This window comes from Dorea sp. ICN-14282, assembly GCF_037890115.1.
In the GTDB taxonomy this organism is placed as follows: domain Bacteria; phylum Bacillota; class Clostridia; order Lachnospirales; family Lachnospiraceae; genus Dorea_B; species Dorea_B phocaeensis.
On record NZ_JBBKBH010000001.1, the window covers coordinates 1,111,501 to 1,127,565 of the forward strand.

Annotated in this window: 16 protein-coding genes and 1 tRNA gene; 5 read left to right on the top strand and 12 right to left on the bottom strand. The window is 40.0% G+C overall.

What is annotated here, in order from left to right; all coding sequences use genetic code 11:
• Window positions 1-105 precede the first annotated feature (105 nt).
• The gene (locus WKT00_RS05220) at window positions 106-573 is read right to left on the bottom strand and encodes an HAD family hydrolase (RefSeq protein ID WP_340261580.1); all 468 of its coding nucleotides are present in this window, start codon (window positions 571-573) and stop codon (window positions 106-108) included.
• Window positions 574-736: 163 nt separating this feature from the next.
• Here WKT00_RS05220 and WKT00_RS05225 point away from each other — a divergent pair.
• A tRNA-Trp gene (locus tag WKT00_RS05225) sits at window positions 737-807 on the top strand.
• 194 nt (window positions 808-1,001) lie between these two features.
• Here WKT00_RS05225 and WKT00_RS05230 read toward each other — a convergent pair.
• From WKT00_RS05230 to WKT00_RS05265, 8 genes are all read right to left on the bottom strand, one after another.
• Window positions 1,002-1,454: a hypothetical protein gene (locus WKT00_RS05230; RefSeq protein ID WP_340261474.1), complete on the bottom strand. Its 453-nt coding sequence runs from the start codon at window positions 1,452-1,454 to the stop codon at window positions 1,002-1,004.
• A 78-nt stretch (window positions 1,455-1,532) separates the two neighbouring features.
• Window positions 1,533-2,927: a group II intron reverse transcriptase/maturase gene (gene ltrA / locus WKT00_RS05235; protein WP_340261477.1), complete on the bottom strand. Its 1,395-nt coding sequence runs from the start codon at window positions 2,925-2,927 to the stop codon at window positions 1,533-1,535.
• Between the two features lie 55 nt (window positions 2,928-2,982).
• Window positions 2,983-3,192 carry a hypothetical protein gene (locus WKT00_RS05240; RefSeq protein WP_340261480.1) on the bottom strand — a complete coding sequence of 70 codons (210 nt, stop codon included), beginning with the start codon at window positions 3,190-3,192 and terminating at the stop codon, window positions 2,983-2,985.
• Window positions 3,193-3,466: 274 nt separating this feature from the next.
• Window positions 3,467-4,486 carry a coiled-coil domain-containing protein gene (locus tag WKT00_RS05245; protein WP_244094113.1) on the bottom strand — a complete coding sequence of 340 codons (1,020 nt, stop codon included), beginning with the start codon at window positions 4,484-4,486 and terminating at the stop codon, window positions 3,467-3,469.
• Between the two features lie 74 nt (window positions 4,487-4,560).
• The gene (locus tag WKT00_RS05250; RefSeq protein ID WP_340261483.1) at window positions 4,561-5,568 is read right to left on the bottom strand and encodes a hypothetical protein; all 1,008 of its coding nucleotides are present in this window, start codon (window positions 5,566-5,568) and stop codon (window positions 4,561-4,563) included.
• A complete protein-coding gene (locus tag WKT00_RS05255; protein ID WP_173814498.1) occupies window positions 5,552-6,928 on the bottom strand; it encodes a radical SAM/SPASM domain-containing protein in 1,377 nt (458 codons plus the stop codon). Before WKT00_RS05255 ends, WKT00_RS05250 begins: the two co-directional genes overlap by 17 nt.
• Window positions 6,929-6,942: 14 nt before the next feature.
• Window positions 6,943-7,764 (bottom strand): hypothetical protein, encoded by an 822-nt coding sequence (locus WKT00_RS05260; RefSeq protein WP_340261487.1) that lies wholly within the window; start codon window positions 7,762-7,764, stop codon window positions 6,943-6,945.
• A 127-nt stretch (window positions 7,765-7,891) separates the two neighbouring features.
• On the bottom strand, window positions 7,892-8,548 hold the full coding sequence (locus WKT00_RS05265; RefSeq protein WP_101695656.1) for an ECF transporter S component: 657 nt from the start codon (window positions 8,546-8,548) through the stop codon (window positions 7,892-7,894).
• Between the two features lie 223 nt (window positions 8,549-8,771).
• On the opposite strand from WKT00_RS05265, the gene coaBC reads away from it, so the two are divergent.
• Both coaBC and WKT00_RS05275 read left to right on the top strand, forming a co-directional pair.
• The gene (gene coaBC / locus WKT00_RS05270; protein WP_340261493.1) at window positions 8,772-9,968 is read left to right on the top strand and encodes a bifunctional phosphopantothenoylcysteine decarboxylase/phosphopantothenate--cysteine ligase CoaBC; all 1,197 of its coding nucleotides are present in this window, start codon (window positions 8,772-8,774) and stop codon (window positions 9,966-9,968) included.
• 25 nt (window positions 9,969-9,993) lie between these two features.
• Complete coding sequence (locus WKT00_RS05275; protein ID WP_340261496.1) at window positions 9,994-10,197, top strand: hypothetical protein; 204 nt, start codon at window positions 9,994-9,996, stop codon at window positions 10,195-10,197.
• Window positions 10,198-10,200: 3 nt separating this feature from the next.
• Here WKT00_RS05275 and WKT00_RS05280 read toward each other — a convergent pair whose 3' ends face one another.
• Together WKT00_RS05280 and WKT00_RS05285 are read right to left on the bottom strand one after the other, a co-directional pair.
• A complete protein-coding gene (locus WKT00_RS05280; protein ID WP_340261499.1) occupies window positions 10,201-11,409 on the bottom strand; it encodes a sensor histidine kinase in 1,209 nt (402 codons plus the stop codon).
• Window position 11,410: 1 nt separating this feature from the next.
• Window positions 11,411-12,139, bottom strand: a complete 729-nt coding sequence (locus WKT00_RS05285; RefSeq protein WP_340261502.1) for a response regulator transcription factor — start codon at window positions 12,137-12,139, stop codon at window positions 11,411-11,413.
• A 233-nt stretch (window positions 12,140-12,372) separates the two neighbouring features.
• Between WKT00_RS05285 and WKT00_RS05290 the strand changes: the two genes are divergently transcribed.
• Window positions 12,373-13,062 (top strand): cysteine hydrolase family protein, encoded by a 690-nt coding sequence (locus WKT00_RS05290; RefSeq protein WP_101695661.1) that lies wholly within the window; start codon window positions 12,373-12,375, stop codon window positions 13,060-13,062.
• Window positions 13,063-13,087: 25 nt separating this feature from the next.
• On the top strand, window positions 13,088-14,452 hold the full coding sequence (locus tag WKT00_RS05295) for an APC family permease (RefSeq protein WP_101695662.1): 1,365 nt from the start codon (window positions 13,088-13,090) through the stop codon (window positions 14,450-14,452).
• A gap of 114 nt (window positions 14,453-14,566) precedes the next feature.
• Here WKT00_RS05295 and WKT00_RS05300 read toward each other — a convergent pair whose 3' ends face one another.
• Window positions 14,567-15,901, bottom strand: a complete 1,335-nt coding sequence (locus tag WKT00_RS05300; RefSeq protein WP_340261508.1) for an MATE family efflux transporter — start codon at window positions 15,899-15,901, stop codon at window positions 14,567-14,569.
• Window positions 15,902-16,065 lie beyond the last annotated feature (164 nt).

The window sequence follows — 16,065 nt, forward strand, 5'->3', positions numbered from 1 at the left end:
TCCTCTCGTCCTCTCTGCCACAGTCTTTTTCTTAAAATCCGGTAATATATTTCATAGCTAACTATGTATTATCCATTCATCTTCTCTAAACGTTTCAATTGTTTTCTATCCTCTTAACCCGGCAATCAATCGCCTTGGATAAAGAAGAAGATCCAATCCATCCTCTATGGAATTCACACAGAGATCCGCCTCCCTCATAAGCCCGGCATAAACGCCTTCCCGATCCATAACTGCAATGGAAAGCATCGCATCTCGAAGCATTTTCACATCATTCCTCCCATTTCCAATACAGACACAATGCTGCTCTCCAAGCTTTTTCAAAATCTGATGCTTTGCCTCAAGCGCACTCCCTTCTGGAAATGTATACACCTCTGCTTTAAGCCCTTCACACTTCTGCCTGGCTGTCCCATGTGTATCAGCCGTCAGCACATATACGGATAACCGCTTCGCTAATTGATTGATCCGTTCCTTCACCCCGGTTCGTATCTCTCCATCGACAGCAAGCGTTCCATTGTAGTCCACTAACAACGTATCTAATTCCAATACTTGGTATCCCGGTATATCAATAATCACTTTTTTCACCTTCTGTTTCTCTTTCTACTTTCTGTTTCCATAGTAAACATTTCTGAAATAAAAATCAAGTTAAGACTTCTACAAAAAATACTCATAAACCCCTTGACATTTTCTGTGTTTATATGGTATAAATATCTAGTGCGATACAGCACACACTTGATACAGGGGATTGGTCAAGTGGTATGATAGGGGTCTCCAAAACCTTTGGCGGGAGTTCGATTCTCTCATCCCCTGCTTTAAAAAGCCTTAAGAACTGCGTAAAATCGCTGTTTTAAGGCTTTTTTTGTAAGAAAATAAACAGTACTCCCTCATATGATTTCAATTCGAGCACATAGACTAATTTCTACATGCCCTAACACTTCAATATTAATTTTTCTTTATTACAATCTCTTCAGAAAGCTGGACGTTTCATCTTTTCATATCAAAAATCATTCTACTATTTCAAATATTATGCCAGTAAATGAACCTATTTCAATATTTAACATTCCTTTAATCCTCTTAACAACTTTCTCCCTCTTATACTTTTTATCACCACCATAAATCTCGTTATTGCTTGCCAAAATCAGTTTCAAACGCTTTATATCACCTCTGTTCAACTCATATTCCTGCTTTTTATCGAAAAAAGTAAGTAATACTAAGAATCGCTGTTTTTTACATCTTCTCTCATAAACATAAACACACGTTTCTTCCTGATGATAGTCTCCACATATAAATCCATCTTTTTCGTAATCCGGCTCATATAATGTAGGATTATTCTGATAAGCAAAATTAAGGTCTTTCATGTATCGTGCAAAAGAATCGTGTTCTGGATATTTAATAATACCCCAATCCTGTTCTCTCTTTTCATCCCATTCTCTAAATTGTGCAATCTCATTCCCCATGAAATAAATCGAGTAGGAGGCGGTGACTAACCGCCGTCCTCTCACACCACCGTGCGTACCGTTCGGTACACAGCGGTTTCAATAGTTGACGTGCACAGACTGATAAGCTGTGGCTAAATCATAGAAGCCACTGTTTATCAGTCTTTCTTTTGTCATAGCTTTCTTGACTGTCGTCAGATTTGCACAGTACCAGTGTCCTCTTCGACAGTTTGCTGCCATATTCGCATAGTATTCGTGTACTCCCATCTTAATCAGATTTCTCTTCTTGGTTTTAGGAAGTTTCCACTGTTTCCATATACACATGCGTATTCTGTGATAGAGCCAACTATTGATATCATCGATGTTGTTCTTCATGCTCGCAATACCGTAATAGTTAAGCCACCCTCTTACATACACCTTGATTTTCTCAAGGCTCGGCTTGATTGACTGACATGACCTACGGGAAGATAACTCTTTCAGTCTCGACTTAAACTTCTTCCATGACTTCGGATGAACTCTGACATAAATGCCACTTCCGTTCCTTCCCAATGCAAAGCCAAGAAACTTAAAATTTCGGATTGCAAACACGCTGACTGTACGGCTTTTCTCTCGATTCACTGTAAGTTTCAGTTTCTCCTCAAGGTATTTCGTACTGTTTTCCAAGAGCCTCTCAGATGCTCGCTTACTCTTTGCAAGAAGCACTATATCGTCTGCATATCTTATACATGGCACACCTCTCTTCAAGAGTTCCTGATCGAATTCATTGAGATAGACATTTGCAAGCAATGGTGATAGATTTCCACCTTGTGGTGAGCCTTCCTCTGTGTCGATGACCACTCCATTTTCCATTACACCGCTTTTCAGGTAGCGCTTTATCAACTGTACTACACGTTCATCTTTTATATTCTTTCTGAGAAGATTGATGAGGATTTCGTGATTAAGAGTATCGAAGTACTTTGACAAGTCAAGGACTACAGCAAATGTATAGCCTTGCTCTGCATACTCCTTAACCTTAAGTACAGCATCCTTGGCACTTCTGTTCGGACGATAGCCATAGCTACCATCTGCAAACAGTGGTTCATAGATTGGCACTAACTGTTGGGTTATTGCCTGTTGAAGTGTACGGTCTATCACTGTTGGTATGCCAAGCTTTCGCATACCACCATTCGGTTTTGGAATCTCAACTCGTCTCACTGGAGACGGAGTGTACTTTCCACGATAAATGTAGTTAGTTAACTCTCGTTGATGTTCCTTCAAATACGGAAGAGCCTCCTCAATGGTCATACCATCAATTCCTGGCGCTCCCTTGTTTGCCTTAACTCTCTTATACGCTCTGTTAAAGTTGTCCTTGTACAGTATCGCTTCCAAGAGTTTCGGCTGTGCACTGTCTCTTTCTTTCCATATCCGATTAAACGACCTAGACGCTTTCGCATACCCTTCGTGTTCCGCACTATCTCTTTGCGAACAGCCATTGTTTTCAATGTTTTCTGTCATAAATAGTCACTCCTCCTTTCTCGGTTATACTCAAGACTCCTACTGATTCGGTCCTTCACCTCTCGGCTACTATGACTTCTGCTGACTCCTGTGCGTTCAGCACTGCCTTGCTTTTTTCTTGTACAGTGGTTGCCTCTTTCAAAGCGTTCCACACAGGTCTCCCTGGGTACCACACGTTTCTTCCTCTCCACCCATCTGCCTCATCTATCATACATGTTTCCGTGTAGTTATTGGGCTTCAACTTGAGTTGCAGTCTTACCCTCATGCATGACCTCATATGAGGTTTCTGTTCGTCAGACCAGAGATTTGCCCGTGAGTTAGTATGTTCCTCACATCCAGCTTCCTTCAGATTCCATCTCACGATGGACACCCTTGCCTTCGGCTATATCCTTCCCACTACCGGGCGAATTCGGGACTTTAACCCGTTAGAAACGTGCGCCGCCAGGCGCACAACATATAAAAGCAGCTTCCTGTTCCCGGTCATTCCACCGGAAACAGAAAGCTGCTTCTTCTCTTATCTTCTTTTCTTCTCTGAAACCCTACCAGTCTGTATAAATATCAATCACTCCACTGGCACATCCGGAATCATACACAATTCCCGTTCCCAAAGATGTCTCCACCTTCGTTCCCTTTGGATGATCACTGCTTGCCAGACACAGATAATTATTAATATCACGAATGGTTCCGTCATCCGCCACATGGCGTCCTGGAATGTTCAATCCATGCCCCGGCAATACTCTTTGTGAATAATAGGTTTCTTTATGTCCGTTAAAATAAACCACTCCTACAAACGGATTCAGCTGTCCCGGACCAGATGGATAATTATATTTACCGCTGCCGGAAGAACCACTGCTTCCTGAACCGCCTCCATTTCCGGAAGATCCTGCGTTCCCGGAATTATTGGCCTGAAGCTTCTCAGCCTCTTTTCTTGCCGCCTCTGCCGCTTTTTGAGCCTTCAGTTCTTCAATCTTCGCAGACAAAGATGCCAAATCAGTGGATGCCTCCGACGCCTTAGCTGTTAACTCTGCCTCTTTTTGGGTCAGGTCATTTTCCAAATCTACATATGCCTGCTGCTGCTCCTTCAGATGCTTCTCTTCATTTTCAATATTTTTCCGAAGCGTCTGCAAATCTGTCAGCATATCTCTGTCGTAGTCATTGACCGTAGTAATGAAATCAACCTTATTGATGAAATCTGCCATACTCTCTGCTGAGAAAATCATTCCCAACATGGATTCTCCGCTGTTTTCATAAATATACTGAATCCGCAGCTTCATATCTTCATACTGCTGCTCTTCATTATTCTTCGCAATCAACAACTGCTCCTGAGTCTTCTCAATCTCACCATTAATTGCTTCCATCTGTACTTCATTGTCTGCAATCTGGCCCCCGATTTCAAGAAGCTCATTATTTACATTGTCCAATTCACTCTGTAAATCAGAGGACTGGGTTTCCATATTGTCCAACTCATCCGCATGAACAATTGTCATCGGGCAAAGTAAAGCAAGTACACATGTGCCGGCAAATACCGTCTTCTGTAACCGTTTTAAGTGTCCCTTCATACTGTTCTTTCCTTTTCTGTTTTAAAATATGGTTGCATTTCCAACCTCATCTTATGAATATCTGCATTATTGTACTATTTTTCTTCTAAATTGTCAAATCTCTGTTTGAGACCTTTTGCATCACACTGCCCGAAACCCATTTGTATCATACGCCGATAATAGAAATCCTTTCTGGAACATCCGGCTCGTCCTCCACCAGCGCATGCACAGGCACATGCACATGCGCAGCCTCCGCCTCCGGAGCGTCCGTGTCCATAATAAGTACCGCTCCTTTTTACGTAAGCCGTCCCAAGACCAGAATGTCTTTCGTAATTATCTTTCTGAAACCATTTTTTCCGAAATGCATACATTACAACCACTGTTAAGGGCAGCACTGCCATACATCCCCCAAACATAACGATTGTCATGACCATATCCGCCTGGCTTCCCTCTCTGGCCCTCTTGTTATAATCATCACAAAACGCATATTGATTTTTAGGATACTCCATCTTTATACTTATTTTTTCTCCCGGTTTAAGGTTGGAAAACCTTTCTATATACCACTTTTCTCCATTTAAACTGGTTTCCTCCATAGAAGAAAGCGTTCCTTCCTCTGCCTTCCAAGCAATTGCCAGCTCCTTAATTTCCATCTCATCAAACCACCCCGGCGTAAAAGTATAGCGGTAGGCATCCTTATCATTTTGATACATTTGATGCTGATGAATCGAAAATTTCATCCGAACCGACTCACCCTCCCTGTATTCCCGGTCAAGATCAATCCGAACATATTCTCCATCATCTACATAATAGGAAATCTCATCGATACTGCCGCTTAGCGGCGTGATCTCTTCTACATATTCATTCGGAATTCCGATCTTCACCCACTCAAGCGGCCCTTCACTGGTATCATCTAGTACCTTCCAATCAATTTCATATGTAATGTCAAGAGACCCATCATCCCGTGTTTCCAGCCAAATAGATTCCCTCTCGATCTCGTCAAGAGGCTGCTCTTTGGCTCTTGCATTTTGGCCAAACACAAAAAAACACAGACATAACAGGAGAACTCTCAGACAGCTTTTTATCCATCTATTCTCTGTCCTCATGTATTTCCTCCTCCCAAAGCGGGCACTTCTTAAACATCTTTGCCGCATATTCCCGATATCTCCTGCATTTTGGATTTTTCCAAATCTTTTTCCAGTCATCCAGCAACATATCACCCAAAATCTCCCGATCCAGACAACTCTGACATGCTACCGCTTTTCCGTCCGGTGTCACTGCCATATTACTAAGTGCCGCTCCACAGGATGGCGTCTCCATTCCTCTTTCCTGAAAGAAGGACTCTGAAAGCCATCCCGGAGATGTAAACGTAATCTCCATCTGATTTTGAAAGCAAAATTCCGCGGCATCCCCTACACACCTGGCAATCTCTTCTTTAGACAAACGCATAGACGCCGATGCTTCTGTCTTTGCATTTCCCGTTGGTATCAACCCAGAACAGGTCACGTAGACAACGCCAAGTGACTTAAGAAACTTTACTGTTTCTACATAATCTTGATTTTGCGTGCACAATGGTGTATTCACATTAACAGACAACCCAGCGCTGACCGCATTTTTAATTCCTTCTACTGTTTGATCAAAATGCTTAGAACCTGTCAGGCAATTATGGATATCACGGTTATTTGAATATAATGTAATCTGGACATTATCTAGTTCTGCCTCCCGAAGTTTCTTACAATACTCTTTCGTCAACCTTATTCCATTCGTATTTAAACGAGTAATGAACCATTTCGCTTCTCCAATTAGCTCTGGCAGATCCTCTCTCATGGTCGGCTCTCCTCCCGTGAAAGTAAGCTGTACAATCCCTGCATTCCGGCACGCTTGGATTACCTTTTTCCACTCCTGTGTCGTCAGCTCTTTTGTCTCTGCATACTTCTGTCCCGCTGCATAACAATGCAGGCATTTCTGATTACAGTTCCATTTCCCCTCTTTTTCCATGGAACTCACCATCAAATCCATCCGATGAGGCGCCTTCATATAAGGCGCATATTCTCCAATACTCATTTGCCCAATCTTAAGTTTCGGCTCTCTTCCTCTTGCAATATCTTCAAAAACTCCCGCCATCTGATCCAGATCTTCCATCAGTCGTTCTCTGGAAGCAGACGGATATACCTTCTGAACCTCGCTGCACGTCTCGTCTAAAAGCTCATCCAATTCCTCCTCCGTCATGGTTTTCTCCCCGTGTTCATTCAGATGCCGAATAAACTCAGTAAGCAAAATCGCCCAGGACTCATTAAGCGGCAGGATCTGATTCCCATTCAGAATTACCACCGACGGCACGAATTTCCACAAAGAAAATCTAGGTGGAATCAAATGAATCCGAATTGCCCCCGGGCCATCTGGATTCCATGTCGTATGTACCATTTCTTTCCAGTTTTTCCATTCATAATATTTTTCACGTAACATGAAACTCCTCCATCTTATACCGCCAGATAAACCCAAAACCAAAACAGATACAACAAAATGTAAACGGCTGTCACAATCCAAACTCTGGTATAGGTAACCTGCTTCACCTTCACTTCCAAATGCGGATATTCCTTCAGTTCTTCATCAAGCCTGGCTCTTGCTTTCCTTCCCCACTCTGTCTTGTGAAACATCGTAAAAAGAAACGTAAGCTGTAAAACAAGAGCCATAACCGTCATCATCATCATCTCCAACCCACCAATTGACGCCAGCAAAAAGCCATGAATCAGCGCACAAACCAAAATCCATCTTCCACTCGTCTTACGCATTTTCGAAAAATAATAATTCCTATCAAGGATATCCTTCATTCGGTTCGTCATTTCCGGCAGCGGAGCCGGAAGTTTCTCATTTAAAAATGCAATACATTCCCTCTGTTTTCGTTCCCGTCTCTTCTCTCCAATCTCATACTGAAGCTTTAAAAATCCCTTTTCCCCAATCGGAATACAGAACATCTCTTTTCTGACCTGTATCCTTCTTGTTTGAAGTGTCATCAGGATCTCGTCATAGGGAATCACTTTTTTCTTCCAGCCGGCCACTTCAATCCGATCTTCATAAAACAGATACTCCTGCCGATCCAAATATTTTAAGATTCCTTTTTTCCCCAATTGCAGTCCCAGAAAAATAATTCCAAGAACGATAAGCCTTACCACCATCGCTCCACCTTCGCTGAAAAACAGAACCATTATAAGTAAAATACAGAATATCGTTCCCAGCGTTCCATTAAAAAATCTTCGGACTGCGTTTGTATTTCGATATGCTTTTACCACTGCCGTTTCCATTTGTGCCACCTCCTAGCTCATTATCCATATCTTATCATTTTTCCTTTAACCAGTCATCAAAAAAGACCTTCTGACATCGGAAATTTTCAAAAACAAAAATTCCCGATGAAAGAAGATCTGATCTTTCTTAACGAACAGTCTGTGCACAGCCTGTTCCAATATTCATTTTCCGAAATGCCTGTACTAATGCTCTCCCAAGAGCCGTCACCAGCACTGCCGCCGCAACCGCCTCTGGAATTCCCGACGCCGTTACCGTTCCCATAATCAGTCCCCATACGGCTGTAATACCAACCTCCTTGGCTTCTGCATACTGCTGTGCAAATAGTAAATAAATACTGCCCATAACAGAAATCGTATTTACCATAGAACCGACAAATCCTACTACCGGAAGTGCAATCCAGTTGTTTACATGCATCTTTTGTAAGAAATTCCACAACCATCCTGCCACTACTCCTATTAACACTCTACATCCGACTGAAATCCAGATCGCTTTCAGCGCTCCCGGTATCCCTGTCGTACTCATAAAAGGAGAGAATGCAAATGATAAAAGAGTCGGTGCCATCGTATTACTTATTAACGAACATACTCCAAATACCGCTCCCAACATTGCTCCTGCAGAAGGTCCTAACAAGATCGCTCCGATAATTACCGGAATGTGTACAGTTGTCGCCTTAATAATAGGGAGCTGAATCATTCCAAGCGGCGTATTTGCCAACACGATAATGATTGCTGCCATAAGTGCAACACTGACTAACCAACGAGTGTCGTGTTTCTTTGTTTCCATTATTCAATTCCTCCTTGTTATCATTCTCGCTAGGCGAGATACAATACAATTACTTTGCTAGTATAACATCTATACCTACTTATCAACAAGTATTATTTTTCAATTCTGTCCTTGAAAGATAACGAAAAACAGGATATAGTGATAATTAATGATTCTAACAATTCTAATAATTTTTGCAGGATTTTTTTGAATTTGACATTATATAAGAAAGGATTAAGTTGCTATGTTAACAGGAAAAACCATTCTTCTTGGGGTTACCGGAGGCATTGCCGCTTATAAAAGCGCATCCCTTGCCAGTCTCCTTGTCAAAGCCGGAGCAGAAGTCCGCGTTATTATGACGGAGAATGCCAAGAATTTCATTACTCCAATTACATTCGAAACTTTAACCGGACACAAATGTATCACTGATACCTTCGACCGAAATTTTGAATTTAGCGTAGAACATGTATCTCTTGCACAGAAGGCAGATGCCATTATGATTGCGCCCGCCACCGCCAATGTGATCGCTAAGCTCGCACATGGTCTGGCCGATGATATGCTGACAACAACCGTTCTTGCAAGCAAGGCTCCTAAGATCATTGCCCCGGCAATGAATACAGGTATGTATGAAAATCCTGTCACCCAGGACAACCTTGCTCTGCTTCAAAAGTACGGCATGGAAGTCGTCACTCCCGCAAGCGGACGCCTTGCCTGCGGAGATGTGGGTGCCGGAAAAATGCCAGAACCTGAGACATTGATTGAATATATCTATAAAGTCTGTGCCTGCAAAAAGGACATGACCGGAATGAAAGTTCTGGTCACAGCAGGCCCAACTCAAGAAGCTTTGGATCCTGTCCGCTACTTAACCAATCATTCTTCCGGAAAAATGGGATATAATATCGCAAAGATCTGTATGCTTCGCGGGGCAGATGTCACACTGGTAAGCGGCAAAACTGCACTGGCTGCACCAATGTTCGTCCGTACTATTCCTGTCACTTCTGCAAAAGACATGTTTGACGCCGTCACCTCCCATGCTCCAGAAATGGATCTTATCATCAAAGCGGCAGCTGTTGCCGATTACCGGCCAAGCCATATCGCCGATGAAAAGGTGAAAAAATCGGACGCAGAGCTTGCAATTCCTCTGGAACGCACTGACGATATTCTGAAATATCTGGGAGAGCACAAGCGGCCAGGTCAATTCTTGTGCGGATTTTCCATGGAGACCGAGAACATGTTAGAGAATTCGCAAAAAAAATTGCAGAAGAAAAAGCTCGACATGATCGTAGCCAATAACTTAAAGATGGCAGGCGCTGGTTTCGAAACGGATACCAATATTGTTACATTTATTACCCCTGACACAGTTACAGAACTCCCCATCATGGGTAAAGATCAGGTGGCTTTCCGATTGATTGACAAGATTTTAGAATTAAAAACTTTCTAATAAAACAAATAAGGAGCTTTCTAATATGAACGAAAAACTTTCATTTTCAGAAATTAAAGAAGACGTTAAAAATGTCATCACCCGAAACGAATCGGGGATGACAATGAATCAGATTGCAGAGGAGCTGTCACTTTCTCTCGATTATATAGAAACCATTCTGACCTGCGCTCAGGGATTTATGGAAGATGACATGGAAGCAGCAGCTCATCTTGTAGAGATGAGCCTGTAGGCTCTATAATGTCGGAGGCCGCAAATTACATCGAATGACAATCTCTACTTTCGTCCCTTTGTTTTTTTCACTATAAATATCAAACTTTATCTTCTCATCAAAGAAAAGCTTCAACCGATGGCAACAATTATAAATTCCTATATGATCTACCACGGCCTCCTGCTCACTCAGAAATAATTTTTCTTTGATATTTTGAAGTATCTCTTCAGGAATTCCTACTCCGTCATCCTCCACCTTAATAATAACCGATTTTTTTTGCTTTTTACAAACAACCGAAATACTTCCCCCTTGTACTCTCTGTAAGATTCCATGCTCAATAGAATTTTCTACCAGTGGCTGAACAGAAAAAAAAGGTATTGAAAAATTTTTTAACATCTTTTCGCAAGATACTTCGTACTTTATCCTTGACCCAAAACGAATCTTTTGAATAAATAAATATTTTTCTATATAATCAAACTCTTCTTCAATCGTTACATAAGTTTTTAAATTTCTTAAATTGTAACGCATCATTCCTGCAAAAGAATTTAACATTTTTTCTGCCTTTTCATATTGTTCTAATGCTACCATTCTAGATGCCGAATTAATTACATTAAAAATGAAGTGTGGTGTCACTTGTTTCTGCAGCATATTTAATTGTGCATCCTTCAACTGATTTTCTAATTCTGCCTGCTTTTTCTCATAGAGTAAAAATTTTTCCTGTGCTTGACGATATGCAAAATTCTGCAAAATATAATTAGAAATATTGGCTAGAGCAGTGGCAACCGCCTCAATCTGCTGTGGTGTTAGTGTTTTAATCCTTTTATAATATTCTGATAATTTTTTATCCGACAACCACCCTGAAACATTGGAATGAAAATCCTGTGGATAATATCCTTTTTCTGAACAGAATACTTGACCAGCCGTCACTGCTCCTGCATAACATCCATCACAAATTAAAGGGATCTCAATATTTACAAGCCCTGCATGACAGATATAAATACTTGGCTTTTGTGTCTTTAATGCAATATGCACTGCTTGACAATTAGATCTTGCACAGTACCTTGCACCCTCCTCTGTACCGTTTATCTGTTTACAAAAATCGGTAAAATTACTTCCTTCTCCGATGTGCTTTCCTTCCTTATCTATAAAAACAACACCAAAACCTGTCGCATACGCAAACGACTCCTGAATTTCCTGTTGAAATTCTTCGGTAACAATATCTCTCAAGTCCATGTTATTTCTCACTTTCCTTTTTGTATTCCATCGGTGATTTTCCAACTAGGTTCTTAAACACTCTATTAAAATGAGAAATATTAATAAACCCACACTCCATTGCAATTTCCTGGATGCTCCGTTCTGCTTTTATAAGTAATCTTTTTGCATTATCAATTCTTTTTTTATTAACATAATTGCAAAGTGTACATCCCATTTCTTGGTTGAACATACGCGAAAGATATGTTGGACTAAAATGAGCAATGTTTGCTAACTCTTTAAGTGAAATAGATTCGTTATAATGTCTTTCAATATAATTAATAACACAATCTAAATTTTGATTTCCTAATTTCTCTTCTCTCTCCTCTATTTCCTCTCTTTTCTTTTTCTTCAAACATTTTTTGATTGTTTCTATAATAAATGTTTCCGAAGCCGGCTTTAATAAGTAGGCATCTACTTGACATTCAATCGCTTTTCTCGCAAACTCAAATTCTGCAAATGCAGTATTTAAAATAACACAGATATCTGGAAACCTTCTTTTCACCTCTTCTGCTACCTCAAGTCCATCTTTTCCGGGCATACAAATATCTAGAATAATCACGTCGGGATTTGTCTCCTCAACTATCCTTAAGACCTCTTCACCATTGGAAGCGGTCCCTACAACATGAAATTCTTCTGAGTGCTTCCGAAACATTTTATGTAAATATTCAATCTCTATTACCTCATCATCCGCAATGATCACTTTGAACATATAGTCACCACCTTATCTCGTTATTATAATATTACCACAATTCTTTGTCATAAACCAAAGAAAATAAAAACAATTTTAACAAATAATTTCATAAAATCAGCATACTTTGATATTTTTTTATCATATTCTTCGCCTTGCTTATCAACAATCCACTTTTATATAGACATTATCTATAAAGATATTTATAATACAAACAATTCATAATTTATCACATATATAAGGAGGTATATACGATGAGAGTAAACAACCGATACGTATCATTTTACTATGAGAATGATAACGACATGGGAGAAATTAAGATTGATCCCAAGAAAACAGCGCTTTTAGTTATTGATATGCAGCATGTTTTTATTACACGACCAACCTTAGAAAACCCCACCCCCGAAGAATTGGCCGAGGCGGAAAGATGGGAGCCGTTCTTCTCTAAGATTGATTCCGTCGTTGTTCCAAATAATCAAAGATTATTGCAGGCATTTCGTGATCGGAATATGAATATATGCTTTGCAAAAATCCAATGTCAGAAAAAAGATGGAAGTGATCGTTCTTTAGATCAGAAAGCAACCGGTTATAATGAGCTTCTTCTTCCTCCAGGAACACCTTCTGCTGAAATTGTTCCGGAATTAAAGCCACTGGACGATGAGATTGTCGTTACCAAAACTACCGATAGTGTTTTAGCTGGAACCAGTCTTAGACTATGGCTTAACAACATGGGGATTGACACCGTAGTTGTTACAGGTGTTCTTACTGATCAATGTGTATCTGGAACTGTACGCAGTCTTGCCGATGAAAGTTTTAAGGTATGGCTGATCGAAGATGCTTGTATGGCTTCAACGCAGAGAATTCAAGACAATGAATTAGAGATCCTAAATAATATTTATTGTCATGTTATCAACACAGATGAATTAATTGAGGCATTATCATAATATACTCATAAAAAGGAGGGATACTATGTCAGAACCTAAATTAAAACGTAATCTAAGTTTTGTCTCCATGGTTGCTCTTGCATCAGGTGCTGTCATCGGTGGATGGCTTGCGGAGGCACCTTATTGGTTTTCAGTAACTGGAGCTGGTGCAGCAATCATTTTCCCATTGCTTGCCATCCTTTTGATTCCAATTGGTCTTACATTCTCAGAATTGACTGCAATGCTTCCATTTGCCTCAGCAGTAGATATTTGGACAACAAATGCTTTCGGACATAAAGCTGGTTGGGCGGCTCAATGGATGATGTTTCTCGTTCAAGTTGTAGAACCACCAATGATGGCATTTATTTTTATTACCGCAATTAGTTACTTCGTTCCAATTCCAGAAGGAAGCTCTGTATACGTTGCAATTGCCATTGTTATTCTTTGGTATATTATTTCAAACTTTAACATTGGAATTACTGGAAAACTTGCGAATATCTTCTTTTTTACTATGATTATCGGATCTTTGATCGTAAGCTGCTCTCTATTCTTTAGTGGTCATTGGTCCGCATCAAATATTGTAGCAGATGGCGGATTATTCCCGAAAGGTTTCCATGGGGTCTTCATTGCTATGGCTGTATTTTCACTGAAATTTATCGGATTTGAGATGACTCCTACTATGATTGAAGAAACAAATTTCCCAGTTTCCAAAATGTGGAAAGTTATTTTGTCTGCACTCTTTGTTCCTGCAATCTTATACTTCGTCGTTGTCATGGCTATCGGAGGTATGGGACCATGGACAATGGTTCAAGAAATGGGCATGCCAGAGCCGGAATTTATAAAAATGTATTCTCTACCTCAGATTATTGCCATTATTGCAATTATATCTGGTATTCTTCACGCACTGACTACTTTAATGGGCTTTTGGACTTCATCTGCGCGTGTACTTTATGGTGCCGGCCAATTAAATCAATTACCAAAAGTATTTACAAAATTAAATTCAAAAGGTCAGCCTGTAGCTGCTAACACCGTTGTTTTAATCTTTACTATTTTCTTCTGCATTTTCAGTGGTGATAACTGGGTTCAGTACATCTACGCTGTATCTTGTGTTGCTGCGGGCCTAGTATACTTTGCTTGCTGTCTAGATGCTATGGTCTTACGCAAGAAACATCCAGAGTGGAAGCGTCCTTATAGGGCTCCTGGTGGAAATCTCCTGTTTATTGCTGGTATGATCATTTCCGTATGGATTATTATTGGATCTTGTATGGAACTAAACTTAGGAGGTTACATTTCCTTATTTGCTTACTGCGCAATTGGTCTTATTATGTTCCTATTAGTTGGGCGTAAAACAAAAGATGGTAAGCATGAATATGTTACACTGACACCCGAAGATATCGGAAAAGATTATTAAAAAACAAAATTATTTTAGGGTAGTATCAACTCTTACCTAAAGTGATACTACCCTCTTTTAGCCTTTCTCTTAAATCCCAAATAAATTCAAAAAATATACTCGCGAAATCTGTCCTTACTTTCCCATATAATGATATACATTTCTTTTTTTCCAGAAAAACCAAATAGATATAAATACCGTCAGACATTCTGCAACCGGCACTGCCAACCATACACCACTGTCACCTAAACCCTTTGGAAGCAATAAAATACACACAACCAGAAAACCGAAGGTCCGCAAAAAAGAAATGATCGCAGAAACTTTTCCATCAGAAAACGCAGTAAACATTGATGACGCAAATATATTAATCCCTGCAAAAAGGTAATTAAATGAAAAGAAGAAAAAACCTCCCACCGCTATGGCAAATGTCTCCGTGTGCCGCGGCGTAAAGATTGCCACGATCAAATCGGAACCTGCCAGCGCTATTACCGTAATAATTACAGAGGAAACAACAATGAATAACACGCATATTTTGTATATCCGTCTTAAAAGAGCTTCATTCTTTCTTCCATAATTAAAGCTGAACACCGGAGCTACTCCCATAGAGAATCCCATATAGAGTGCATTAAATAGAAATTGTCCGTATAATACGATCGTGATCGCAGCAACCCCCTTCTCTCCCATCAACTCCAGCATAATAATATTAAATAAATACGTAATTACCGCATTTGATAAATTAGTTACCATTTCAGAAGATCCGTTCAGACAACTGTCTTTTAATACTTTTATATCAAAGATCGGCTTCACAAAATGGAGCTCATTTTTCATAAAAAAGAAATAAAATAGACCTATTAATGCGGGTATCAGCTGTCCCAATCCCGTTGCCAGCGCTGCACCTGAAATTCCCATATGTAAAGGTCCCATAAATATATAATCCAACACTGCATTCGTAATTCCACCGCAGATTGTCACTGCTAAACCAATTTGCGGTTTCCCTGCCGTAACAAAAAAAGTCTGAAATAACATTTGCATCATACATGCCGGAGAAAAATACAAAGAAATACTGAGATATGTGATACACTCTTCCTCAATTAACGGAGTAGAGCCAAGCATATTTACAATAGGTGTAATTGCCAGATTTCCTAAGATCATCGTTACTACTCCAAACAAAACGCCAATTATCACAAGCATAGAAAAGTTTCTTCTAGCTTCTTCTGATTTATCTTCTCCGAATTTCTTGGCAATTACAGCGCTTCCCCCGGATGCTAACATAATTCCAACAGCAATTAGTACATTTAAAACCGGAAAAACAATATTGATTGCCGATAATGCTTCACTGCCAACCAATCTGGACACAAAGATACCGTCTATAATCGTATATAATGACATAAATACCATCATAATCATAGACGGCAATGCGAATCTTAACAACGAAAATAATCTAAATTCCTGACTGATTGAATTACTCATAGTACCCCTCCTCATTTTATTTCATATGCAACTTTATATTATTCCATGTAAAATAAAGATATTTTTGGCCAAGTTATTACATAATATCATTATGAAAAACAGATGTCAATCAATATTTGCACACAAAAAAACAACCAGCTTCATGCTGATTGTCTTTAATGATG

Bases quoted from the DNA above. Each gene is read 5' to 3' on its own strand.
- WKT00_RS05230 (WP_340261474.1), bottom strand. From the start codon at position 1,454: ATGGGGAATGAGATTGCACAATTTAGAGAATGGGATGAAAAGAGAGAA.
- ltrA (WP_340261477.1), bottom strand. From the start codon at position 2,927: ATGACAGAAAACATTGAAAACAATGGCTGTTCGCAAAGAGATAGTGCG.
- WKT00_RS05240 (WP_340261480.1), bottom strand. From the start codon at position 3,192: ATGAGGGTAAGACTGCAACTCAAGTTGAAGCCCAATAACTACACGGAA.
- WKT00_RS05245 (WP_244094113.1), bottom strand. From the start codon at position 4,486: ATGAAGGGACACTTAAAACGGTTACAGAAGACGGTATTTGCCGGCACA.
- WKT00_RS05250 (WP_340261483.1), bottom strand. From the start codon at position 5,568: ATGAGGACAGAGAATAGATGGATAAAAAGCTGTCTGAGAGTTCTCCTG.
- WKT00_RS05255 (WP_173814498.1), bottom strand. From the start codon at position 6,928: ATGTTACGTGAAAAATATTATGAATGGAAAAACTGGAAAGAAATGGTA.
- WKT00_RS05260 (WP_340261487.1), bottom strand. From the start codon at position 7,764: ATGGAAACGGCAGTGGTAAAAGCATATCGAAATACAAACGCAGTCCGA.
- WKT00_RS05265 (WP_101695656.1), bottom strand. From the start codon at position 8,548: ATGGAAACAAAGAAACACGACACTCGTTGGTTAGTCAGTGTTGCACTT.
- coaBC (WP_340261493.1), top strand. From the start codon at position 8,772: ATGTTAACAGGAAAAACCATTCTTCTTGGGGTTACCGGAGGCATTGCC.
- WKT00_RS05275 (WP_340261496.1), top strand. From the start codon at position 9,994: ATGAACGAAAAACTTTCATTTTCAGAAATTAAAGAAGACGTTAAAAAT.
- WKT00_RS05280 (WP_340261499.1), bottom strand. From the start codon at position 11,409: ATGGACTTGAGAGATATTGTTACCGAAGAATTTCAACAGGAAATTCAG.
- WKT00_RS05285 (WP_340261502.1), bottom strand. From the start codon at position 12,139: ATGTTCAAAGTGATCATTGCGGATGATGAGGTAATAGAGATTGAATAT.
- WKT00_RS05290 (WP_101695661.1), top strand. From the start codon at position 12,373: ATGAGAGTAAACAACCGATACGTATCATTTTACTATGAGAATGATAAC.
- WKT00_RS05295 (WP_101695662.1), top strand. From the start codon at position 13,088: ATGTCAGAACCTAAATTAAAACGTAATCTAAGTTTTGTCTCCATGGTT.
- WKT00_RS05300 (WP_340261508.1), bottom strand. From the start codon at position 15,901: ATGAGTAATTCAATCAGTCAGGAATTTAGATTATTTTCGTTGTTAAGA.